This is a genomic window from Gilliamella sp. Nev6-6, from assembly GCF_001690605.1.
GTDB lineage: Bacteria > Pseudomonadota > Gammaproteobacteria > Enterobacterales > Orbaceae > Gilliamella > Gilliamella apicola_C.
The window spans coordinates 41,061-65,914 of sequence record NZ_LZHP01000068.1 but is presented as its reverse complement, the minus strand read 5'-3'; the positions used below and the strand labels follow the sequence as shown (position 1 = coordinate 65,914).

The window sequence follows — 24,854 nt, the reverse complement described above, 5'->3', positions numbered from 1 at the left end:
AGTTAAGGAATGAGTCAGGTTGTAAATGATGCCGCAGAAAAAATTTTTCAAGAAAATTTTGTCAGGGAATTAGAAAAACAGAAATGGCAGGCACCTGACTTTTTAGATGGTAATCGACATAAAGTGACCGTTAATGATTTAGTCGCCCATTGGCGTAATGAACTTAATCGGCTTAATGCCGATCAACTTGAAGGTGTTGAATTAACCGATAACGAATTTAGCCAAGTAATGGCAAAAGTTAACCAACTACAAAATAGTTACCAAGCGGCAAAATTGCTCGCCATGGAAGAGTCAAAAGGCAAAATTGATGGCATCTATCGCGATGATAACCCGCTTATCACCCGTAAACAAATTACCTTAACTATCTTTAAAAAAGCCGAAGTGCGTGGCGGTGATTCCAGTTATCGCATTGCCCGCGAGGTACAAACCCCTAACGGTAATCGTTTTGATTTGGTGCTATTAATTAATGGTTTACCGTTAATTAATATTGAACAAAAACGGACCGATAAAAACCTTGACGAAGCATTTGAACAGTTTAAGCGTTACTATCGAGATGGTGAATATAGCCACAATTTTATGGCTTTTTCGCAAATGATGGTAATAAGTAGTGAAATCGAAACTCGTTACTTTGCCACGCCTAAATCAATTAGTGACTTTAACCCTAGCTTTGTGTTTCATTGGGCAAATAAATTAAATCAACCGATCAATCATTGGCAACAAGTCATTGAACACTTTTTAATGATCCCCATGGCGCATCAAATGGTGGGCGACTACTTAGTCATTGATGAAGCCAAAGAGGAAGAAAACCGCCGACATATGCTAATGCGCCCTTATCAGGTCTTTGCTTTACAAGCAGTAGAAGGGGCGGCATTTGGTTGGGATAATCCCAATAAAAAACCACATGGCGGCTTTGTTTGGCATACTACAGGATCGGGTAAAACTATCACCAGTTTTAAAACTGCGCTATTTTTATCAACTCGAGCTTATTTTGATAAAGTGGTCTTTTTGGTCGATCGGCGTGAACTTGATAGCCGCACCAGTGATAACTTTAAAGCCTATGCTGCCTTTGAGCCTGTCACGGTTGATGACACGCACAGCACTGCGCAACTTAGAAAACACCTTAGCACGCGCCAAAATGGCATTGTGGTCACCACTATCTTTAAACTGCATAATTTGGTTAAAGCCCTTGAAGAGGGTAAAGATAGTCACTTAGCCGATAAAAAAATTGTCTTTATTGTTGACGAAGCACACCGTTCCACCATGAAAAATATGATGGGCGATATAAAAAGCCATTTTAGAAGAAATGGGTTATTTTTTGGCTTTACTGGTACGCCACTGTTTGACGAAAACAAAATTAAAGGCAAAATAAACGAAAACAGCGAAGTGATTAATACTACCGAGAAGCTATTTGGTCCTAAATTACATCAATATACCATTGATGAAGCCATTGCTGATGGCAACGTGCTCGGGTTTCATGTCGATTATATTAATACTGGCGAATTTAGCAGTTATGAAGATTTACGCGATAAGCTTATTGAGCGTATTAAAATCGAAAAACCAGAACAATCCGATCGCGAAATCTCCCGATTAGTACATAGCTGGAGCGAAACCGAAGTTGAAAAGCAAGCGATAGATAAAGAGCTATTAGTTTATCATGATCAAACTCATATACCACAAGTGGTTACAGAGATTTTAAATAACTGGCAAGCACAATCTCAACAGCAACAATTTAATGCTATTTTAACCGTCGCTTATAAAGAACGGGTGATTGCCTATTATCAGGAATTTAAAAAACAACTTGCAAGCCAACAGCAAAAAATCAATATCGCCATGACCTTTAGCTTTGGTAACGAAAATGATCCAGATAATGTCGATCCCGAAATTATCAGTGCCATGTTTAACGATTACGCAGCGTTTACTGGCATTAAGTTTATCGCCGGTGATAAAAAGCATGGCGAACAAGCCTATTTTGAGGATGTGGTCGAGCGTGCTACCCGTGGCGGTAGTGGTCGTAATAGCAAAAATATTGATTTAGTGATTGTCGCTGATCAGCTATTAACGGGCTATGATTCTAAACGACTTAATACCCTTTATGTTGACCGTACCTTAAAACTACAAAACTTAATTCAGGCTTATTCGCGCACTAATCGCGTGTTTGGTTCTAGCAAAGAGTTTGGCACAATTGTAAATTTCCAAACCCCACGCCTGACCGAACAAATGGTTAACCAAGCCCTTGAGCTATATGGTAGTGGTGGTAGCAGTAGCAAAGCGATTGTTGAAACCTATGCCACTGCTGTGCGAATTTTAGCTAACGATTTGGAGCAATTAGTTTTAACCTTAGCCGATCCAACCCAATGGCAATTAATTCAACATGATCATAAAAAACTAACTGAATTTAGCAAAGCGTTTAAAGTTGCCGATGATCAGCTTAATATTGTCCAACAATATTACGAATATCAATGGGATAATGCCACTTTTGGCATGACAGAGCACCGTTGGTTGCAATATGTTGGCGCATTTAAAAACTTAACCGCTAAAGATAATACGACTAAAAAGCCAATCGTAGCACCAACTTTAATCGGTAAAACCAAATTAGCGGGCACACAGGTGATTGATGCTGCCCATATTCTTAGCTTAATTGGATCTAAAGTGAAGCATGTTGATGGTGTGCAAACCGTTAACGACGAAACTAGGCGCATTATCTACGAACAAATCCAAGAATTAAGTCAAATGGGCGAAGATCAGCAAGCAAAAATATTAAAGGAATTTGTCGATACCGAATTATTAACAGGTCGCCTATCCAGCCAAGTCCATTTTGATCAAGCATTTGCCAATTGGAAAAACGATAAAATCAAACATGCCGTTAACCAGTTTGCTAACGAATGGGGTATTGATAGCAAGCTATTATTACAAGCAATAACTGAATTTGAACTATCAAAATCGGATATTGTGCCTTATTTTGCTGAAATGATTGAAACGATTGATTTAAGCAAAGCAAATAAAGATATTGATAATTTATTTATGCTCAATCTCGCCTTACATGACGAACTTCCACGTTGGATGACCGAGATTAAACAGCAATTTAACTGATTACTTTTAAATAGACCCAAACCATTAAAATAAGGTTAATTAAAAACGGATAATTATTTATGGCTTACTATACCAATATTTTTTCACCCGAAACGTATCAATCTTTTATGAATTCAGATAAAACAGTATCCGGTTTTCGGGTTCGACAAAAATCACTGGCAGAAAAAGTAAAAGCTGGGGATATTTTTATTTGTTATCTGGTTCGATTATCTCGCTGGTGCGGTCTGCTTGAAGTGGTTGATGGCCCTTATGAAGATAGCACACCACTTTTTTTAGAATCGGATGATCCGTTTATTGTTCGTTTTCATGTTCGTGTTAAAGTGTGGTTACCATTAACCCAAGCCATTCCTATTCATTCTGACCAAATTTGGCAACACCTTTCTTTTACTCAAAACATTGATAAAAGTAGTAGTCGTTGGACCGGATTGCTGCGTAATAGTTTAAATAAAATAAGCGAAAAAGATGGCAAGTTATTAACAAACTGCCTATTACAACAAAATAACATAACCACTGATTATCCCCTTAATGAACAAGATCAAAAGAAATTAAAAACGCATACAGTAAATCGAACCGAGAAAGTAGTTAAGGTATCAGTGCCCAGCGATAGCGAGCTAGTCGATGATGATGCGCCAACCCAAAACCCAGAGGTACGTGAATCAATCAAAATGCAGGCGTTACTTGCCCAAATTGGTACCTGTATGGGGATGAAAATTTGGCTACCGAAAGCCGATCGTAGCCGTGTATTAAAAGAGTGGAAAAAAGGTACCGAAGCATTATTAGAAAAATTACCACTGAATTATGATGAAACCACTTTAAATACCATTGAACAAATTGATGTGATTTGGTTAAAAGGGCGCTCTATCACTCGCGCGTTTGAAGTAGAACATACCACCTCGGTGTATTCGGGTATTTTACTCATGGCGGATTTACTCGCCTTACAACCCAATATGAATATTAAACTACATATTGTCGCCCCAGACAGCCGGCAGGAAAAGGTATTTCAAGAGATCCGCCGTCCGGTATTTTCACTACTTGAAAGTGGACCATTATCAGATCGTTGTAGCTATATCCCCTACAGCAATTTAAAAAATCTTAGCAAAGCCAAACATTTAGAACGTATGACTGATGCGGTGTTAGAAGATTATACGGAGCACGAGGAATTGTAAAAATCGATAATACCTGTATTTAATATAAACTAAAAAAAGAGCGGTAGTTGATCATCTTTAGTTGTCCCAACTAAGTGGTCTCTTTGCAACAACCTTCTGTTTGTGTTAGTTTTTAATTCAATGTTTGTAATTTTTTATAAGTCTCTTTCTGGGTATTACTAATCTAATTATGTTGCTAGCACTTTGTATGGTACGTTATCTTCGTAAAAATATTGTTTAAATGCATAAAAAGTCGAGAAACAGAAAATTATTTTTTTACATAAAGGTATCTATTACTTGAATCTCTTTGACCAGATTTTAGGGCGTTTAAGCATTTCAATATAAAATGCAACACAATGTGTTTTTATTGGTTATCTGATAATAAAGAATTCACCAACAAAGGTAAGGTCTAATGTTGTTAAATAGTGATAATAACCAAGATACATTTCATCTTTATAAATTTTTAAGCACATTTGAAAACGAGTTCATTATAATCTCCCGTTAAAATCATACTTAAGCTTTCATGAAAAGTAAGGTTTAGGTATCTTGTTTAGTATTAAGTTCTAGTTCTGTGTAGTGATCATTAAGAATATGTTGTAAGTTTGTCATAGCTACTTTTTTAAATTAGTATTGATTAATTCAATATCTGTAGATTTTAGATAATTAGATAGTAGCATCATGTTGATAACTCCCCCGATATTTGTTAATCATTATATTAACGTTAATGACTTTTGTTTATTTATCTAAGTGTACTAAAATGCTGATGTAAAAAAATCAGTGTGTTACTCATCAAAACTGTTCAGATAGAGAATTGATTTTATTTGATTTTTTATTTTTGTTTTTTAATTGAAATCATATGGTTATAAAATTATTGCTATTTTCAGCACAGTTGGATTTTGCTGTCTTTGTTTTTGGAGGAAGGCTAAAATTTTTGTTAAAAACTTTCAAGTAAATTTGTGTTTATATTAGAAAATAGTCTAGATTAACTCAAGAATGTTTAAAAATGTAGCGTTTAAGCTAAATAGGTATTGCTTTTTTATTTTATTACTATAATATAGCTACCTCTTTGACGCGGGGTGGAGCAGCTTGGTAGCTCGTCGGGCTCATAACCCGAAGGTCGTTGGTTCAAATCCAGCCCCCGCAACCAATTCCTATCAATCCTTGATATATCCTTTTTTCATCATTACTATTTTGATTTTGGTACAGCTAATAATGTTGCGACAGCTTCGCTAATGCGTCTGGCTATGTAGCTATTGTTCATAGTGTATAAATGAATGCCATCCACATTTTGTGAAACTAAATCAACAATCTGATCAATTGCATAAGCAATACCCGCATCACGAAATGCATCAGGATGATGTTCATATTTTTCCATCATTTGTTTGAATTTTTTCGGTAAATTCACCCCACACATCGATACCATGCGCTCAATTTGGTTTTTATTAGTCACTGGCATAATGCCGGCTTCTATCGGCACATTAATGCCCATATCGTGCGCTTTATCTAAAAATGCATAAAAATAGTCGTTATCAAAAAATAGCTGCGAAATCAGTTGATCAGTACCAGCATTGACCTTTTCTTTTAAATGGATCAGATCTTGTTTTAGGGTTGATGCTTCAAGATGACCTTCTGGATAACATGCACCAATCACGTTAAAATCGCCGTTTTCTTTAATAAATGTCACCAGTTCGCTGGCAAAACGAAAATCATCTTTAGGTTGCACATTCGGGCTGATGTCACCACGCAAAGCAAGCACGTTATCAATCCCTGCACATTTAAGATCGTGTAGGATTTTTTGCATTTCGGCTTTATCAAAATTGATCCCCGGTAAGTGCGCAACACTTTCGATGCCATAAGTATGTTTAACCGAATGCGCAATATCAATGGTGGTTTGACCATTTAAGCTACCACCAGCACCATAAGTAACACTAATAAAATCGGGCTTAAAATAACCAAGCTCTCGCAACGTGCTATAAATGGTTGCTAAAGGTGAGGTTTTTTTAGGGGGAAAAACTTCAAAAGAGAACACCGTTTTTTGATTAAATAATAGATTTGTTTTCATTTGTATCATCCATTCGTTATATCACTTATTTTCCTTATTAATATTTCCGCCACCAAAATAGGCGACGGAATTTTCAGGCTCGTAAAGTACGATGTCTTAGTAAATAAGCTCAGTTTTTTGTAAAAACAGTGCCTAATTCAGTGTTTTTCTTACTTCTAATGTAGCCTCAACAAGATGCTGCAAGCTTTCAATTACTTCTTTTTCGCCACGCGTTTTTAAACCACAGTCTGGATTAATCCATAATTTTTGCTTATCAATCTTCGCCAGTAATTTTTCAATCGTCGCTTTAATTTCAGCAACAGGCGGAACGCGTGGCGAATGGATATCGTAAACACCTGGTCCCACTTCAGTTTTAAAATTATTAGCATTGAGTACATCAATTAATTGCAGATTAGAGCGAGAAGCTTCGAAAGAAATCACATCAGCATCCATTGCATCAATATCTTTAATGATGTCAGCAAATTCGCTATAACACATATGTGTATGAATTTGGGTATCAGCTTGGACTTTGCTGTGTACTAATCTAAATGCCGGAATCGCCCAATCAAGATATTCGCTGTTCCAATCCGCTTTACGCAGTGGTAATTTTTCTTTTAAGGCGGCTTCGTCAATTTGGATAATCTTAATGCCAGCAGCTTCAAGATCTAACACTTCATCACCAATGGCCAATCCAATTTGGAATACCGATTCTTTTTGAGAGATATCTTCGCGTGGGAATGACCAATTTAAAATGGTGACAGGCCCTGTTAACATGCCTTTAACAGGTTTATTAGTCAGGCTTTGTGCATATTTCGAATATTCAACCGTAATCGGTTTAGAGCGTGAAATATCCCCCCAAACAATCGGTGGCTTAACGCAACGTGTACCGTAAGATTGCACCCATGCTTTTTCGGTAAACACAAAGCCATTTAAGCTTTCACCAAAATATTCGACCATGTCATTACGTTCAAATTCACCATGCACTAACACATCAATACCAATTTCTTCTTGTAATTTAATGCATTCAGCAATTTTTTGTTGATTAAACTCAGTGTATTCGTTCAGGCAAATTTCACCTTTTTTGAATTTAGCACGATTTAAACGTACATCAGGCGTTTGTGGGAATGATCCAATAGTGGTAGTTGGTAATAGTGGCAAATTAAAGGCCTTTTTCTGCGCTGCTTCACGCACTGAAAACTCAGGTAAACGGGTAAAATCAGACGCGTTTAATGCCGCCACTTTTTGGCGAACCGCTTGGTTTGCACCTTCACGTTCACGGGTAAATAGTGTTTGATTGGTTTTATAAGCGGTGTTATTTTCAGGATTTGCATCATTAAATAACTGACCAAGTTCAGCAAGCTCTTGCAGCTTTTCTTGGGCAAAAGCAAAATAAGCGCGTTGTTGAATGGTTAATTTGGTCTCATTTTGTAAGGTATAAGGAACATGGAGTAATGAACAAGATGTATTAATTACAATATTTGTGGCATTTTGTTTTATTTGACCTAGTAAAGATAAGGTTTTTTGGTAATTATTTTTCCAGATATTTTTACCATTAACAACACCAGCAAATAACACTTTATCAGTAGGAAAACCATGATTTTCAAGTAAAGCTAGTGACTGTTTACCTTCAACAAAATCAAGCCCAATACCATCAAAAGGTAAAGCGACAAGTTCTTTATAACAATCACGCACATCACCAAAATAGGTTTGTAGAATAATTTTGGTATTACCTTTAACCGATAAAATTGCTTGATAAAGTTCAGTAAATAAAGCGATATCGTCTTTATTTAGATCCGTCACTAAAATTGGCTCATCAATTTGGATCCACTCAGCACCAAGCGTTGTGAATTTTTGGATGATCTCTTGATAAGCTTTAATAATATCCGCTTTAAAATCACCAAACTGTTTTTTACCTAAATACTGAGCTAATTTAAAAAAGGTTAATGCACCAATCACAACTGGTTTGGTTTGCACGCCTAGCGCTTTAGCTTCTTGATATTCGTCAAAAGGTTTCGTACCTGTTAACTTAATCTGTACTGAATCTTCAATTTCAGGCACTAAATAATGGTAATTGGTATTAAACCATTTTTTCATAGCCAGCGCACGCACATCACCTTTTTCACCTTGATAACCACGTGCCATGGCAAAATAGCGGTCAAGTTCTGGTAAACCTAAATCTTGGTAACGTTTTGGAATGACATTAAGTAAACATGCTGTATCTAATACCGCATCATAAAATGAAAAATCATTCGATGAAATAAAAGCAATTTTTTGTGCCGCTTGTTGTTTTAAGTGCTCGGCGCGTAACGCCTTGGCTTCGTTTAATAACTCAGCTTGGGTTTTATTACCTTTAAAATAAGCTTCTGTTGCAAATTTGAGTTCGCGAAGCTTACCAACACGAGGATATCCAATAACAGCAGTATTCATTTTTATTTCCTTTTTATCATTTTTCTTTAGTGATAAAAAAGATAACAAAAAAAACAGATATTGAATAATTCTAGTTTTTTATTGATTGTTATAGTTTTATTCTATATCAAATAGAATAAAAAATCCCACTATAGCTTAATAGCAGGATCTAACATGAACTGATCTAAATTTAAATCAATTATTGACGCCACTTACCATGAATTGGTCTTGCAAAATGGGCTAATACCGCGATCATACACACTTCGATTGATGCTCCCCAATAAATATGGCCCAGAATTTCACTCCAAAGCTCATAACCATTTAAATTCCATAACCAACCCACAGTTCCTTCAGCATCATAAGCAGGATGGCGAAAGCCAAGTAACGGAATTAAAAAACCATGCATAACAACAGTTATAATAATGCCGTATAATGCACCATACCATAAGCGGATTTTATTACAATAATATGCGCCAGCAACATAAACAAAGGCAAAAGCAAAACTAAATAACCAGTGATAAAGTGTCACCGCCCCTAAAACACTTGCGCCTTGATAAATATAATCCAGTGAATGAGAATTAATGCCTAACCAACCAAGCCATGCATCAATGTGCGCTGCTGGTGGCGATATTTCACCTGGTACACGAGGAGGCATATTAACCTCTGAACCCCATTTTACTAATGAACTGAAAAAGCCACCAATGATAGTTGTCCAAATAATTACTTGGCGATTTGTTTTATTTCCAAACATATTGGGTTTCCCCATAATTAAAAGAAGAGGTGTTTAAAGTATACTCCACTGTAATTTTAGATAAAAGAAGAATAGAAAGAATCAGCTAACAGTAAACATGATTGAAATAATAGAAAGTAGCCATTTATTAAAAATAATCTGTTAAATTTTTATAAACGGTATTTTTATAGCACATAATTAATTAGTATTTTTATTGATAACAATATAATATAAAAAAGTTTTTAGATTTTGTTATCGGGTTTAAGTATGGTTTATTTTCTTTACGTGCTTTATTTTTTAGAAGTGTGTTTTATCTACCCGAGTTTGGGTAATAATGAAATCGGCACAATATCTCCACAGGAAATTATCAATTTCATTATTGTTGTTTTGTTCATTTTTAATTGTATTGTGAATATTTTTTACATCCTATTAAAAAAGCATAAACGTAGAGCTGATTATATTGCTGTAGCACTACTGTTTTCTTTTATTGCTTTTGTACCAATTAACAATACGATGAAAGAAATTAATGACGCAAAAAGCATGGAAAGAATAGAAAATAATATAAAAATCACAATAAAAACAGCATAAGTAGGAAGAATTGAGCAACAAATAAAGATAAACAAGAATTAAACAAGCCTCGCTTAATAATAGCTACAGAATGCTTTATGGCTATGTCTACAGATATAATATAAATAAGATCCAAAAACTAACAAAAAGCCAGAAAGTGCAATAATTCTGTTTAAGATAACAAAAAAATCGTTATTTTATTTAAATCGCTGTATTTATTTACAGTGCTTTTGTTGATATACTCGTACTAATTTTAATCAGCTGTATTTAATTATTATGATAACTCAACTTACTATTAATAATTTTGCTATTGTGGATCAGCTTCTTGTCGATTTTACTTCGGGAATGACCGCTATTACCGGCGAAACAGGTGCAGGGAAGTCGATTGCCATTGATGCATTGGGATTATGTTTAGGCAATCGTTCCGATGCCTCATCGATTCGCTATGGTGCAGATCGCGTTGATATTTCTGCAAGTTTTGTGCTGGATGATACACCAGCTGCTTTTGCTTGGCTCAGTGAAAACCAACTTGATGAAGGCAATGAATGTATTTTACGGCGCGTTATTAATCAAGATGGACGTTCTAAGGCTTTTATTAATGGTCGTGCCGTACCTATTTCGCAATTAAAAGATTTGGGTCAGATGCTCATTCAAATTCATGGTCAACATGAACATCAACGGCTTTTGCGCAGTGACTATCAACAGTTGTTACTGAATCATTATATGAATGAGCCAACACTGCTAACGCAGATGTATCAAGCTTATAAGCAATGGAAAGATGCAGTGCGCACTTACCAACAATACGAAGCTTCACGGCAAGAGCGTGATGCACATATGCAACTTTTGCAATATCAGTTAAAAGAGCTTAATGAGTTTTCGCCAATTGAAGGAGAGTATCAACAAATTGACGAAGAGTACAAGCGATTATCAAACAGTGAACAATTAATTAACCTTAGCCAACAATCAGTCATGCTATTAGATGAAGCTGATGATTATAATGTTAATAATTTACTAAGCAGTGTAAAAAATAGCGTTCAAGAACTAGCTGAACTCGACTCTTGCTTAAATAGCGTTTATAACCTGTTAGAAGAAGCCTCTATCCAAATTAAAGAGGCAAGTGATGAACTGCGCCACTATAGCGAGCGTTTAGAACTTGATCCTGCTCGCGCCATGCAACTTGAACAGCGGATTTCAAAGCAAATTGCATTGGCTCGCAAACATCATGTATCTCCCGAAACCCTACCCGAATTACATCAAAATTTGTTAGCTGAATTCAAACAAATTAACCAACAAGATGAGCAAAGCGAACAACTGAAAGCAGATATAAAGAAATATCATCAAATTGCTATTGAAATTGCAGCTAAATTACACCAAAAACGCTTAACAATCAGTAAAACGTTAGCTAAAAACGTGACCGCAACGATGCATGAATTATCGATGCCAAATGGACAATTGAGTATAGATATTGCTTTTAACGAAAATCGATTAAACAGCGATGGGGCTGATCAAGTAACATTTTTAGTCAGTACTAATGCCGGTCAAAATCCACAACCGCTGGTTAAAGTCGCATCGGGTGGCGAATTATCCCGTATTGCTTTAGCAATTCAAGTGCTAACGGCAAAAAAAATGGATACGCCTGCGTTAATCTTTGATGAAATTGATGTCGGTATCAGCGGACCAACTGCCGCCAAAGTAGGGCAGCTATTAAGAGAGCTTGGGCAATCAACGCAAGTTATTACCGTTACGCATTTACCACAAGTAGCAGGGCATGCTAATCAGCACTACTTTGTTAGTAAACAAACTAATGGCAAAAAAACTTCCACAGATATGCAAAAATTAGACAATAATGGACGGTTAAATGAGTTAGCGAGATTATTAGGTGGCGATAAAATTACAGATGCAACGTTAGCCAATGCAAAAGAGCTACTTATTATCTAACTTAATTGTGGTAATATAGCGCTTTCATTTTAGGTGTGAAGGAAGCTTCTCATGAGTTTATCTGGTAAACGTATTTTATTAGGAATTACGGGCGGCATTGCTGCTTATAAATGCCCTGATCTTGTTCGCCATTTAAAGAAAGCTGGTGCGCAAGTGCATGTCGTTTTAACTGATTCGGCTAGCCATTTTGTCACCAAAATGACCCTACAAGCCGTGTCTGGCAATCAGGTATCTTGTGATCTCTTCGATCCATCTGCTGAGCTTTCTATGAGTCATATTGAACTCGCCAAATGGGCTGATTTTGTCCTAATTGCGCCAGCAACTGCCAATATTATTGCCAAAATAGCCAATGGTATTGCTGATGACCTGTTATCAACCATTTGCTTAGCCACACCAGCACCAATAGCCATTGCACCTGCAATGAATCAACAAATGTATAAAGCTGTGGCAACTCAACATAATTTATCAGTATTAGCGTCAAGAAATACCTTAATTTTAGGACCAGATAACGGGTTCCAAGCCTGTGGTGATATTGGACCAGGACGCATGCTTGAACCACACGCAATTGTTGAAGAAATTGCACACTATTTTAAAGCAACTTCAGTACTTTCAGACGTATCCATTACCATTACCGCAGGCCCAACGATCGAAGAAATCGATCCAGTTCGTTACATTAGTAATTACAGTTCAGGAAAAATGGGTTTTGCTATTGCAAACGCGGCTGCACAAATGGGTGCAACAGTGACGTTAATTAGTGGGCCAGTTCATTTAGATACACCAAATAATGTCAACCGAATTGACGTTAAAAGTGCTAGGCAGATGTACGATGAAGCACTAAATCACGCGCAAAAATCAACTATTTTTATTTCTTGCGCCGCTGTTGCTGACTATCATGCTAAAACAATTGCGACGCAAAAAATCAAAAAAATAAGCGATAACGATGAACTTACTATTGAATTAGTGAAAAATCCCGATATTGTTGCAAGTGTCGCAGCACTAAAAAACCATCGACCTTTTGTCGTTGGATTTGCAGCTGAAACTCATGATGTCAAAACTTATGCACTAAAAAAATTAATCACAAAAAATCTAGATTTAATTTGTGCTAATGATGTTTCAGATAAAACTATTGGCTTTAATTCCGATCAAAATTCATTAACACTATATTGGCAAAACGGCGAGCAAACGTTACCATTAAGCAGTAAGCAACAATTAGCAACACAGTTACTTCAAGCTGTTATAACACGATATAAAGCGAGTCATGATGAAAAGAAAAATTGATATAAAAATATTAGATAAACGACTGGGAAATGAATTTCCACTACCTACCTACGCAACCGCAGGATCTGCTGGCATTGATTTACGAGCAATGTTTGATAAAACAACTGAAATAAAACCAGGTGAAACCATCTTAACGCCTACGGGGCTATCAATGCATATTGCTGATCCTAGCTTGGCTGCATTAGTATTACCTCGTTCAGGACTCGGTTCCAAAAATGGTATTGTGCTTGGTAATTTGGTTGGTTTAATCGATTCTGATTATCAAGGTCAGCTATTTGTTCCTGTTTGGAACCGTAGTCAAACGCCTTTTGTTATTGAAGCAGGCGATCGAATTGCCCAATTAATTATCGTGCCGGTTGTACAAGCAGAATTTAACATTGTTGATGAATTTGTTGAGTCAGCACGTGGTGAAGGTGGATTTGGGCATTCAGGTAAAAAATGATCGTGAGTAGCAAAAATAAAAATCGCAAAGAAGACATATTACAAGCATTGGCAACGATGCTTGAATCCAATGAAGGGACTCAAAGAATCACAACAGCTAAATTAGCCGCAACGGTAGGTGTATCTGAAGCTGCGCTATATCGACATTTTTCAAGCAAAACAAAAATGTTTGAAAGCTTAATTGCCTATATTGAAGATATTTTGTTGTCTCGCATTAATGTCATTATGCAAGAAGAGCCCAATACCTTTACACGCTTGCAACTTATTCTTGCGTTGATATTAGGCTTTTCTGAAAAAAACCCGGGATTAACCAGAATTATGACCGGTCATGCATTAATGTTTGAGCAAGAACAGTTACAAGAGCGGATTAGCCAACTATTTGAACGCATTGAGACTCAAATTAAACAAGTTTTACGTGAACGAAAAATTCGTGAGGGAGTGGCTTTTATAACAGACGAACGGATTTTATCTAGCCAGTTATTAGCTTATTGTGAAGGTATGATGGCACGTTATTCTCGTTCAGGTTTTAAATATCTACCAACCACTAATTTTGATACACGTTGGGCTTTATTAGCCAAACAATTGGTTTAGTCAATTTGGTAATCCAAGACTTTGATAAAAATTTTTATTACCTATTACTGAGGATAATACGATGAATTTTGAAGATTTTTTAAATCATGCCATTTCGTTTATCAAAAGGTACGATGGAGTGGTATTTAGCTATATTGCACATTTTTGTTTTGCTATTATTATTTTTATTATTGGTAGAACTATCGCTAAATTTATTAGCAACCAATTAAAACGCATATTATTAAATCGCCACGTTGATCCGACTGTAGTTAAATTTGTCAGCGCTTTGTCGTACTATGCCTTTATGGTAATGACATTAGTTGCCGTTTTAGGTCAATTGGGCGTACAAACGGCGTCGATTGTCGCTGTTATTGGTGCTGCAGGTTTAGCTGTTGGTTTGGCATTACAAGGCTCGCTATCTAATTTTGCCGCTGGGGTTATTTTAATTATTTTTCGACCATTTAAAATCGGTGAAACAGTAATCATCAATAGCCAGCAAGGTGTTATTGACTCCATACAGATATTTTCAACATCTATTGTTACCCCAACCAACGAACTAGTTGTTATCCCTAACAGTCAGGTTGTCAGCGCTAATATTATCAACTATACACGCTTACCTGAAAGGCGTTTAGATTTAGTGATCAATGTAGGCTATAACTCAGATATTCAAAAAGTATACCAAGTGTTAAAGCAAGCAGTTGATAAAACTAATAATATATTAACATCCAAAGAGCCTACCATTCGATTAGATGTTTTAGATGCGTCCTCGATGAATTTTAATGTGTTAGTTTGGACATTAAACGAAAATTATGGCACGGTAAAAGGTGATCTACTTGAAAATATCAAAAATGGATTAACTGAAAATAATATTAATATTCCATACCCAACAATGGATGTAAATCTTAACAATAAGTAGCCAATCAATTATTAAAAACTCCGTCTGTGTTTATCAACGGAGTTTTTTATTATCTAATAACAATTAAATATCTTGATCCATATTTAAAGCTGGTTTTTCACAATCAGGGCAACCCACCACTTTCGCTGGTACACCGGCAACGGTTGTATGTTGTGGCACGGGATCCAACACCACAGAGCCAGCACCAATTTTAGCGCCTTTACCTATCTCAATATTACCTAAAATCGTGGAGTGCGCACCAATCATTACCCCTTCGCGTATTTTGGGGTGGCGATCACCGTTTTGTTTACCTGTTCCGCCTAATGTTACTGATTGTAAGATAGAAACATCATTCTCAATCACCACTGTTTCACCAACCACAATTCCTGTCGCATGATCAAACATCACGCCACAACCAATTTGAGCTGCGGGATGAATATCAACACCAAACACTATCGCAATCTGGCTTTGTAAAAAAATGGCTAATGATTTACGGTCTTGCATCCAAAGCCAGTGAGCAATCCGATAAGCTTGTAATGATAAAAAGCCTTTATAATAAAGTAGAGGTGTTGAGTAATAATTAGTTGCAGGATCGCGAATATAGACAGCCATAATATCATTTATAGCTGATTGAATAATGCTTTCATCTGCTTCATACGCCTGCCGAGCAATTTCACGAATTTCAATAGCAGGCATAACCTGAGAAACAAGCTTATTGGCTAAAATATAACTTAAAGCATCCCCTAGGTTTTCATGGTTTAGTAAAGTTGCGTGGAAATAACTAGCTAGCATCGGCTCGCTTTCAACTAATGCTGAGGCTTCTTGTCGAATGGTTTGCCATAACATTTGGGGTTTAACAACAATCTTTGCATCGTTCACAACAAGTTCCTGTACACAATAACTAAAATTGTTAACATTGTTTCGCAAACTTAACCTAGAAGCAAGTTTTGTATTCATTTATCATCACATTAAAAAGCAAAATGGAAATTCCATGTTTCCATTTTGTTATCATTGTTAGCGCGAATTTAAGATTATTATTGTTTTGATTTTTGCTCATCGCTTAAAGTAAATATTGCTATCGCCGAAGTCAGTAAAACAACACCAGCAAGGACATAAAATGTTGTCGAATATCCGGTATTATCAAATAATTTACCAACTAGCCATGACAACCCAATAACGCCAAGATTGGATGAAATATTAAACCCAACTAAATAAAGGGTCGCCGATAATCTTGCATCAAAATTACCCACAATATATTTGAACATCGCCAAAATAAATAATGGAATTTCAATTGCATGAAATAACTTAACGAATGATATCAAATAAATATTATCTAACGTTGCAGATAATGCAATTCGGCAAATCATAACTAGTGCAGCAACTAATAACGATCTTTTAGCCCCCATTTTGTTAATAAAATAAGGAGCAATAATCATACAAGTTGCTTCTAAAAAGACTTGGAAGGAATTTAAATAACCATAAACTTGATAACCATCTTCTGGTTTTTCAAAAAAACCAGTATAAAAATTAGGAAATAACTGCTGATCATAGATAGTATAAAAACTATAAGTACCAATAACAAACAACACAAACAACCAAAATTTTTGCAAACCAAACAGCGATAAAATTTCGCCCATTGTTGGTATAGTCGTTGTTTTTTCTACTAAAACAGTATCGTTATTTTCAGTTGGTGATGCTTGATATTGTTTTGGCTTAAACATCATATTAATGGTAAAAAAGATAACCGCAACACCCGACGCCATCCAAAAGTTAATATGAGGATCAATGCCAAATAAAATACCCGCAACAAACGTTGCAGCAGCATAACCAAATGATCCCCAAAAACGAGCAGGGCCAAATTCAAAGCCAAATAATCGACTAATACGTTCAATAAAAGAGTCAATCAAAGCACTGCCCGAAATAAAGCTGGCACTTAAAACTGGTGCACCAATACAAACACCCCAAATAAAATCATTTTTTAATAAAGGCTCATACACATAAATTAAAAAAGGGCCAATAAGAACCATGATAATACTTTGGAAGGTCACTACGGCTTTACCTATTTGTAATTTATCTTGGATAATGCCATAGAAAATCATAAAAAACATGGCTGCAGCAGAATTAGCCGCATAAACAATACCTAACTGTTCACCCGATAAGCCAATTTTACTTTTTAACCAAATGGCATAAAAAGACCACCAAAGCGACCATGCAGCATAAAACGTAATAAGGTAGCCTGACGAGAACCAATAGTTTCTATTTTGTATCATATTCATGTTTATTACTCTTATATTGTTGAAATTTGATGAAGTTTAACGTTAACATGTTAATGTTAACATTATGACCATATTTAATACGAAATAGATAGAATCGATTATCATAAATGTTAACCTCCTCACACTTTTTATCATTTCTATTTGTGATATCATCATGCATAGTAATGGCTGTTAATCATTTTTTATCTTGTTAAACAAAAGGATTTAACTATGGCTTCACTTAAGGATGTTGCAAAATTAGCATCTGTGTCACTGATGACGGTTTCACGTGCAATAAATAATCCTGACAAATTAAATAAAGAAACCTATAAACGCGTTAAACAAGCTATTGAACAACTTAATTATGTGCCTGATTTATCGGCAAGAAAGATTCGTGGTGATAACTCGGGACCTTCTGCTATTGGTGTTTTAGCATTAGAAACCGCCATGACACCGTTTTCAGTAGAATTACTCCAAGCCATAGAAAAAACTGCCCAAAATCATGGATGGAATACCTTTATTGTTAATTTATTTGATGATAAAGATGCCGATCATGCCATTAATACCCTACTGTCATATCGCCCTAACGGTATCATCTATACCACAATGGGATTAAGAAAAGTTGAACTGCCTGAAAAGTTATTAGATAAAAATGTTGTATTAGCTAACTGCATAAGCGATTCAAAGCAACTTGCTTGCTATATTCCTGATGACTATTTAGGTCAATATCAAGCCATGCAAAAGGTGATAAATAAAGGTTATAAAAAACCATTATGTATCTATTTATCAGAAAAAACGCTAGCAGGAAAAACTAGGCGCGCAGCAGCCGAACAAGCATGGATTGATGCGGGTAACAATTTGGAGGATATTACCAGTTATCACACATCAATTTTGTCAGCTAACCTAGCTCAAGAATATATGATGACAATTGATATATTGAAACAACATTGTAATAAAAAAACAGATTTTGATGTATTAATTTGTGGTAACGATCGAATCGCTTTTGTCGCTTATCAATTTTTACTTGGTCGAGGTTTTCATATTCCAAATGATGTTGCTGTGCTAGGTTACGACAATATGGTGGGTACTGGTGAGCTATTTTATCCACCATTGACAACAGTGCAATTACCTCATTATGAAATTGGTGAACAAGCAGCTTTACATATTATTGATGGCAAAACCCAAAATGAAATAATACCTGTAGCGTCACCTTATTTAGAAAGACAATCCTTATAAGAAAAATTAAAGACTATTAAAACGAGTAATGCGGTATTTATCATTTAGCGTGTAATACGTAAAAATACCCATCATTTATATCATGTTATTATCAAACATAAATATACGCCATTCAATTGATAATTAAGTAGGTCTATATCTTACTAACTAGTGGTTGAATATTGCCACAAGAATATGAACAATTGTATTACTAAAGAGAGCCATTTGCTAAGGTCAGCATAGACTAATATTTGGGTGAAAACCCAACAGATTACATTTATTCTATTTAGGTTAGACATTACTAATGTTATCGTACTTTAACCTCATTAAGATATTATAATATTTAACTATAGTTAAGAAATTAACCTTGTACAACTAGTTAAGTTTTATTATTATAAAAAATAAATTTCATTTTGGAGTATAGCTGTGTAGTTTATTGCGAGTTGTTCTTATCAATAATAATTATAATTACTCGCGTGATGCACAGAAGTCAGGCTTCCCTATCAAATTTTGACAATTTTCTAACGCATTGCTTCACGCTGTAATTTTCTTTTGTTTTTTCAGTGGTGGTAAAATTCAATGCAATCTTTACGTCAAGAATGGTTTTCAAATATCAGAAACGATGTCTTATCAGGTATTGTTGTAGCTCTTGCTCTTATTCCTGAAGCAATTGCTTTTTCAATTATTGCAGGTGTTGATCCCAAGGTGGGATTATATGCTGCTTTTTGTATAGCGGTTATTACCGCTTTTGTGGGTGGCCGTCCTGGAATGATCTCTGCGGCTACTGGTGCAATGGCATTATTAGTTGCAAGTCTGGTTAAAGCGCATGGGATTGAATATTTACTAGCTGCAACCATACTATGTGGTATTTTTCAGATTATTGCAGGTTTTGTTAAATTAGGAAATTTAATGCGTTTTGTATCACGCTCAGTAGTAACCGGTTTTGTTAATGCATTAGCGATCTTAATATTTTTAGCACAACTTCCTGAACTGACCAATGTAACATGGCATGTCTATATGATGACTATTGCAGGGCTTGCTATTATTTATCTCTTCCCTTATGTCCCTAAAATAGGAAAAATTTTGCCACCACCGTTACTCTGTATTCTTATCCTTACGGGTCTCTACATCTATTTTGGGATGGATATAAGAACCGTTGGTAATATGGGAGCGCTTCCTACGAGCTTACCTACCTTTTTGCTCCCTAATGTGCCTTTTAATCTTGATACATTATTGGTTATTCTGCCTTACTCAATTTCATTAGCAATTGTGGGATTATTGGAGTCGATGATGACCGCAACTATTGTGGATGATATAACCGATACACCAAGTGATAAAAACCGAGAGTGCAAAGGGCAAGGTATCGCCAATATTATCGCCGGCTTTTTTGGTGGTATGGCTGGTTGCGCTATGATTGGTCAATCAATGGTGAATATGAAGTCAGGAGGGCGAACGCGTTTATCCTCATTGATAGCAGGATCTATACTTTTATTATTAGTTGTTTTTTTGCAAGACTGGGTGAGCCAAATACCCATGGCAGCATTAGTTGCTGTCATGATCATGGTTTCAATTGGCACCTTTAACTGGGACTCGATAAAAAACCTTAAATCATACCCACTTTCAACCAATATTGTTATGCTTGCAACAGTCATTGTCGTCGTATTTTCCCATAATCTTGCTTACGGCGTATTTACGGGAGTATTACTAGCATCATTGTTTTATGCCAATAAAGTTGCCCATTATTTGCAAATTAAAAAGGAGCAACCAGTTAAACAGCAACGTATTTATAAAGTATATGGACAAGTATTTTTTGCCTCTTCTGCAAAATTTATTAGTTCATTTGATTTAAAAGAGGCTGTGCAAAAGGTAACAATAGATCTTACCCAAGCGCATTTTTGGGATATAACGGCTGTAGCAGCCTTAGATAAGGTTGTGATTAAATTCCGCAAAGAAGGTGCACACGTAGAAGTTTTAGGGTTGAATAAAGCCAGCAGTACAATAGTTGATCATTTTGGTGTTTATGATAAACCCGATGCTAAGCAAACATTTAATAACCATTAAAAATAATGGTCTGCGTTGATGGCTCTACATTATCATTTATTGTGCGATTATGTGGTATGGAGTAATAATAAACTTATGACACAAATTGTATGTGTCAATTATGTTACCTAAAAAGCCATTTATCGCACAACATTTAAAACTTCTCAATAAAAAGCTCAGTATTCAAAGCCAAACTTCACTGCCAATTGGCAGTGAATAGGCATTACGCATAAATAGATTTTAACTGCCAACTTTCTAGATTGGTGATTTTAGCGTTACCATTTTCAGCAAATAGATTTACAGTTCGCTCTGCTGGTAACTTAGGATAGATACGGCTTGAAAAGCTATATAAATCACCATTAATAAAAACTTCAACAGATGAAGCATCAACATATATATGCAAAGTTAATTTTTGTTTTTTTGGTAATGGTACGCTACGATAACCTTTTAATTCAAGCCCCGATAAACTACGATCGAGTACAATCCGCTCAGATTGTAGATCAACATATAATAATGTAGCTTGTTTACCGTCTTTCGTTGCTGCTAGCTGTAAGCCAAATCGTTCAGCCGTGCTTTGCGTCAAATCAAATTCAACGTTCAGCTCGCAGCTAATAGATTCAATATTGGTGTTTTTAAGCTCATTAGTAAGGGTTAATTCCTCAAATGATTTTGGCTTTTCTCGTAATGCTTCAAGCTCTTTGATGGGACGATTTCTAACTTTATTATCTTGACCTAAAATGAGCTCACGGGGAAGGGTAAATGCTCCAGCCCATTTATCTTTTTTACTTGGCATGATTGATTCCCACATATCCATCCAAGCAAAAATTAAACGCCGGCCATCAGCAGCAAGAAATGATTGAGGTGCATAAAAATCATGGCCAAAATCCATTTCTTGAAAAGGTTTAATCATTGAGAATTGTTGCCCTGGTTGCCAATCACCCACAATGTAACCTGATTGAAAGCGATTACGATATTGATAACCTTTTGCTTTCATGCCTTGTGGCGAAAACATAAGGATCCATTTATCACCAAGTGGAAAAAAGTCAGGGCATTCAAGCATATAAACATCAGGATCGATATCACTCACCAAAACATGGTCAAATTGCCAATTTTTTAGATCATCCGATCGAAATAACAAAACTTGCCCGACATCTTGTGGGGTTCGTTGACCGACTACCATCCACCATTTACCATCTTGTTGCCACACTTTAGGATCGCGAAAGTGCATAATTCCGCTTTTTGGCGTAAGTATGGTGCCTTGTTTTTCAAAATGAATACCATCTTTACTAGTTGCAAGACATTGGGTTTGCTCAATTTGCTCATCATTACCTTGCCCATTTAACCAAATATGACCAGTATAAAATAAACATAATTTGTCATTATTATCCACCGCCGATCCCGAAAAGCAGCCTGATTTATCAAATTCTTGATCAGGAGCAATGGCTATTGGTAGCCTTTTCCATGTGACTAAATTATCACTAACTACATGCCCCCAATGCATTGGTCCCCAGTTTTCATCATAAGGATGATGCTGATAAAAAGCATGATATTGACCTTTAAAATAAATTAAACCGTTAGGATCATTCATCCAACCAGCAGATGGTGCTAAATGAAAATGCGGATAATATTGTTTATTCATTACTTTTTCTAAATTTTTGACAGCTTGATTGGCTTTATCAATAGCAGTAGACATAAAAATCCCCTTTTTATCCAATATTAGATACCTTTATCTAAATAGTATCCTAATTTAATTGTTAACGTTAACTATTAATGTGGTTAGCGATAAAATATGTGATGATAGTCACATATTTCTAATATCAACGATGAATTTTTTGTTAAATAATTTAGTTTATGGCAGACTTCTAAAAACAAGCCATAATTAATTGAACAAAAAATTAAACATCAATGATGTTATTAAAAAGTAAAAAAGATGATGTATTTTACAGAGATAGAGTAATCTATGCTTATGGTAGATTACCGCAGTAACTAACTATAATCGAGTTGAAAAATGAATAATACTAAAGTTTGGTCCCTTGGGGATGCTGTCATTGATTTGTTGCCATTTGGTGATATGAATTATCAAGCTTGCGCTGGTGGGGCGCCAGCTAATGTCGCAATTGGTGTTGCAAAATTAGGATTACCTTCCGCTTTTATTGGTCGGGTGGGCAATGATCCTTTTGGTGAATTTATGGAAACGACTTTCCGTAAATATCACGTTGATTGTCAAAGCCTTGAAAAAGACGAACAACATCGAACAAGTACTGTGGTTGTCGATTTAGGTCAAAATGGCGAACGCAGCTTTACCTTTCTTGTGTCACCTTCAGCTGATCAATTTTTGTCTCAGCAAGCAATACCTGATTTCAACCAAGATATTTTACATTTTTGTTCTTTGGCTCTCGTCGGGCATACTTGCCGGCAAACAGTCAAAACAGCAATCGAACGTCTTACAGCTAAAAGTGGTTTAATCAGCTTTGATGTTAACTTGCGCGAGCAGATGTGGACAAATAAAAACGAAATGCGCACAACTATTACGCAATTTTGCCATGATGCCGATATCCTCAAGTTATCGGACGAAGAACTATTTTGGTTAACACAATGCAATGATTGGCATGAAGCACTAAGTAAACTACAACAACACTATGAAGCACCATTAAAGCTCATTACCAAAGGTAAAGATGGCAGTATTGTATTATGGCAAGGTAAAACCTTTACTTTTGATTCGTTTCATGTAAATAGCGTTGATACCACTGGCGCGGGTGATGCTTTTGTAGCAGGATTATTAAGCAGTATTGCATCATCAGGCATGCCAGAAGATAAGCTCATGTTAGAAAGCATGATGACTATAGCTAGTGCTTGTGGTGCCTTAGCAACTACTCAAAAAGGCGCATTAACCGCATTACCTGATAGTGTATTTTTACAATCATTTATTAGCGATAACCCTACATTAACTGCGAAACAAATGGCCTAACAAAGAGTGCCACTAATGGGGTAGTAAAACCATAATTTTGGTTATCAACTGCCCTTACTTAAATTTAATTCATTGTTTGTTAAAACTAAATAATATTTAGCACTGGCCACATTGTGATCTTGCCCACTGATCTATTATAAAAACATCATCAATAGTTGACGGTTCAGGAAAAGTTAATTTTTCTAAGGTTTTTGATACATTTTTAGCAATATCCATAAAACCAATTTTATTTTGCAAAAAAGCCTCAACCGCAACTTCATTGGCAGCGTTCAGTGCTGTTGTGGCAGCCTGACCTTGATTGGATGCCTCTATCGCCAATTTTAAACAAGGATAACGATTAAAATCAGGTTGTTTAAATGTTAAAGCCGAAATTTGGCAAAAATCCAACGGTGGCACACTCGATGGAACCCGATCAGGGTAAGACATAGCATAGGCAATTGGCGTACACATATCTGGCACTCCCAGTTCAGCCAACACACTTCCATCTTTATAACGTACCATAGAGTGAATAATCGATTGCGGATGAATAAGAATTTCCATTTCCTCAGCACTGGCATTAAATAACCAACGTGCTTCAATGTACTCTAATCCCTTATTCATCATAGTGGCCGAATCGACAGAAATCTTTTTACCCATTGACCAGTTAGGGTGAGCAATGGCTTGCTCTGGTGTAACTGATACAAGCTTATCTAACGCCCAATCGCGAAATGGCCCGCCAGAACCCGTTAACACGATTTTAGTAATGCCGTGATCGGCAAGGTTAGTAAAACCTAAATTATGCTGTACCATCGTTGGTAAACTTTGGAAAATGGCATTATGTTCGCTATCTACTGGCAACAACTTGGCACCATACTCTTTAACCGCCTGCATAAACAAATGCCCACAGGTAACTAGCGATTCTTTATTGGCCAGCAAAATACGTTTACCTTTTTTAATGGCAGCAAGGGTTGGCTTTAGTCCAGCCGCACCCACAATAGCCGCCATAACTTGATCTATTTCTGGCAATTGCGCTAAATCACAAATGGCTTGTTCACCACTTAACACTTCAACATCCAATTTTAGATTAGCAAGATTTGCTCTTAATTGAGCAGCCGCTTGCTCTGTTGCCATGGCAACGTATTTTGGCTTAAAGTCTAAACATTGCTCAGTCATTTTTATCACATTATTGCCACCAACTAAAGCATAAGCTTTAAATTGATGTGGATTTTGAGCAATAACGGTTAAAGTACTACAACCAATTGAGCCAGTCGATCCTAAAATTGCGATATTTTTCAT

18 protein-coding genes and 1 tRNA gene are annotated in these 24,854 nt (G+C 36.1%); 12 read left to right on the top strand and 7 right to left on the bottom strand.

All coding sequences use genetic code 11. The features are described 5' to 3' along the window. Positions 1–9: 9 nt before the first annotated feature. The 3 genes from A9G42_RS08300 (at position 10) to A9G42_RS08290 (ending at position 5,382) form a co-directional block, all read left to right on the top strand. Positions 10–3,090 (top strand): type I restriction endonuclease subunit R, encoded by a 3,081-nt coding sequence (locus A9G42_RS08300; protein WP_065653165.1) that lies wholly within the window; start codon positions 10–12, stop codon positions 3,088–3,090. Between the two features lie 59 nt (positions 3,091–3,149). Continuing rightward, the gene (locus A9G42_RS08295; RefSeq protein ID WP_065653164.1) at positions 3,150–4,256 is read left to right on the top strand and encodes a hypothetical protein; all 1,107 of its coding nucleotides are present in this window, start codon (positions 3,150–3,152) and stop codon (positions 4,254–4,256) included. A 1,049-nt stretch (positions 4,257–5,305) separates the two neighbouring features. Next, positions 5,306–5,382 (top strand) — tRNA-Met (locus A9G42_RS08290). A 39-nt stretch (positions 5,383–5,421) separates the two neighbouring features. Here A9G42_RS08290 and metF read toward each other — a convergent pair. The 3 genes from metF to A9G42_RS08275 all read right to left on the bottom strand — a co-directional run bounded on the left by metF (position 5,422) and on the right by A9G42_RS08275 (position 9,433). Next, on the bottom strand, positions 5,422–6,297 hold the full coding sequence (gene metF / locus A9G42_RS08285) for a methylenetetrahydrofolate reductase [NAD(P)H] (protein ID WP_065583329.1): 876 nt from the start codon (positions 6,295–6,297) through the stop codon (positions 5,422–5,424). Between the two features lie 132 nt (positions 6,298–6,429). Further along, on the bottom strand, positions 6,430–8,703 hold the full coding sequence (gene metE, locus A9G42_RS08280; protein ID WP_065653163.1) for a 5-methyltetrahydropteroyltriglutamate--homocysteine S-methyltransferase: 2,274 nt from the start codon (positions 8,701–8,703) through the stop codon (positions 6,430–6,432). A 178-nt stretch (positions 8,704–8,881) separates the two neighbouring features. Then, positions 8,882–9,433: a YagU family protein gene (locus A9G42_RS08275; protein ID WP_141672105.1), complete on the bottom strand. Its 552-nt coding sequence runs from the start codon at positions 9,431–9,433 to the stop codon at positions 8,882–8,884. A gap of 246 nt (positions 9,434–9,679) precedes the next feature. Between A9G42_RS08275 and A9G42_RS08270 the strand changes: the two genes are divergently transcribed. The 6 genes from A9G42_RS08270 to A9G42_RS08245 all read left to right on the top strand — a co-directional run bounded on the left by A9G42_RS08270 (position 9,680) and on the right by A9G42_RS08245 (position 15,122). Beyond that, positions 9,680–10,000 carry a hypothetical protein gene (locus tag A9G42_RS08270; RefSeq protein ID WP_065589057.1) on the top strand — a complete coding sequence of 107 codons (321 nt, stop codon included), beginning with the start codon at positions 9,680–9,682 and terminating at the stop codon, positions 9,998–10,000. A gap of 255 nt (positions 10,001–10,255) precedes the next feature. After that, the gene (gene recN / locus A9G42_RS08265; RefSeq protein ID WP_065589056.1) at positions 10,256–11,917 is read left to right on the top strand and encodes a DNA repair protein RecN; all 1,662 of its coding nucleotides are present in this window, start codon (positions 10,256–10,258) and stop codon (positions 11,915–11,917) included. Between the two features lie 51 nt (positions 11,918–11,968). Continuing rightward, entirely contained in the window at positions 11,969–13,195 is a 1,227-nt protein-coding gene (coaBC, locus tag A9G42_RS08260) for a bifunctional phosphopantothenoylcysteine decarboxylase/phosphopantothenate--cysteine ligase CoaBC (RefSeq protein ID WP_065653162.1), read from the top strand. Then, a complete protein-coding gene (dut, locus tag A9G42_RS08255) occupies positions 13,179–13,637 on the top strand; it encodes a dUTP diphosphatase (RefSeq protein WP_065583177.1) in 459 nt (152 codons plus the stop codon). The genes coaBC and dut overlap by 17 nt, the downstream gene beginning before the upstream one ends. Then, positions 13,634–14,227, top strand: a complete 594-nt coding sequence (slmA, locus tag A9G42_RS08250; RefSeq protein ID WP_065583176.1) for a nucleoid occlusion factor SlmA — start codon at positions 13,634–13,636, stop codon at positions 14,225–14,227. Before dut ends, slmA begins: the two co-directional genes overlap by 4 nt. A 61-nt stretch (positions 14,228–14,288) precedes the next feature. Further along, complete coding sequence (locus tag A9G42_RS08245; protein WP_065653161.1) at positions 14,289–15,122, top strand: mechanosensitive ion channel domain-containing protein; 834 nt, start codon at positions 14,289–14,291, stop codon at positions 15,120–15,122. 63 nt (positions 15,123–15,185) lie between these two features. Here the strand turns inward: A9G42_RS08245 and cysE are convergent, their stop codons facing one another. Then, on the bottom strand, positions 15,186–15,947 hold the full coding sequence (gene cysE / locus A9G42_RS08240; protein WP_065583328.1) for a serine O-acetyltransferase: 762 nt from the start codon (positions 15,945–15,947) through the stop codon (positions 15,186–15,188). A 188-nt stretch (positions 15,948–16,135) separates the two neighbouring features. Beyond that, positions 16,136–17,377: an oligosaccharide MFS transporter gene (locus tag A9G42_RS08235; protein WP_065583174.1), complete on the bottom strand. Its 1,242-nt coding sequence runs from the start codon at positions 17,375–17,377 to the stop codon at positions 16,136–16,138. 210 nt (positions 17,378–17,587) lie between these two features. On the opposite strand from A9G42_RS08235, the gene A9G42_RS08225 reads away from it, so the two are divergent. Beyond that, complete coding sequence (locus A9G42_RS08225; RefSeq protein WP_065583172.1) at positions 17,588–18,592, top strand: LacI family DNA-binding transcriptional regulator; 1,005 nt, start codon at positions 17,588–17,590, stop codon at positions 18,590–18,592. Positions 18,593–19,150: 558 nt separating this feature from the next. After that, the gene (locus A9G42_RS08220; RefSeq protein ID WP_065653160.1) at positions 19,151–20,632 is read left to right on the top strand and encodes a SulP family inorganic anion transporter; all 1,482 of its coding nucleotides are present in this window, start codon (positions 19,151–19,153) and stop codon (positions 20,630–20,632) included. 202 nt (positions 20,633–20,834) lie between these two features. On the opposite strand, the gene A9G42_RS08215 is transcribed toward A9G42_RS08220, so the two are convergent. Continuing rightward, complete coding sequence (locus tag A9G42_RS08215) at positions 20,835–22,304, bottom strand: glycoside hydrolase family 32 protein (protein ID WP_065653159.1); 1,470 nt, start codon at positions 22,302–22,304, stop codon at positions 20,835–20,837. Positions 22,305–22,619: 315 nt separating this feature from the next. On the opposite strand from A9G42_RS08215, the gene A9G42_RS08210 reads away from it, so the two are divergent. After that, positions 22,620–23,579, top strand: a complete 960-nt coding sequence (locus A9G42_RS08210) for an aminoimidazole riboside kinase (RefSeq protein ID WP_065588942.1) — start codon at positions 22,620–22,622, stop codon at positions 23,577–23,579. Between the two features lie 96 nt (positions 23,580–23,675). Here A9G42_RS08210 and ispC read toward each other — a convergent pair whose 3' ends face one another. Then, positions 23,676–24,854: a 1-deoxy-D-xylulose-5-phosphate reductoisomerase gene (ispC, locus tag A9G42_RS08205; protein ID WP_065653158.1), complete on the bottom strand. Its 1,179-nt coding sequence runs from the start codon at positions 24,852–24,854 to the stop codon at positions 23,676–23,678.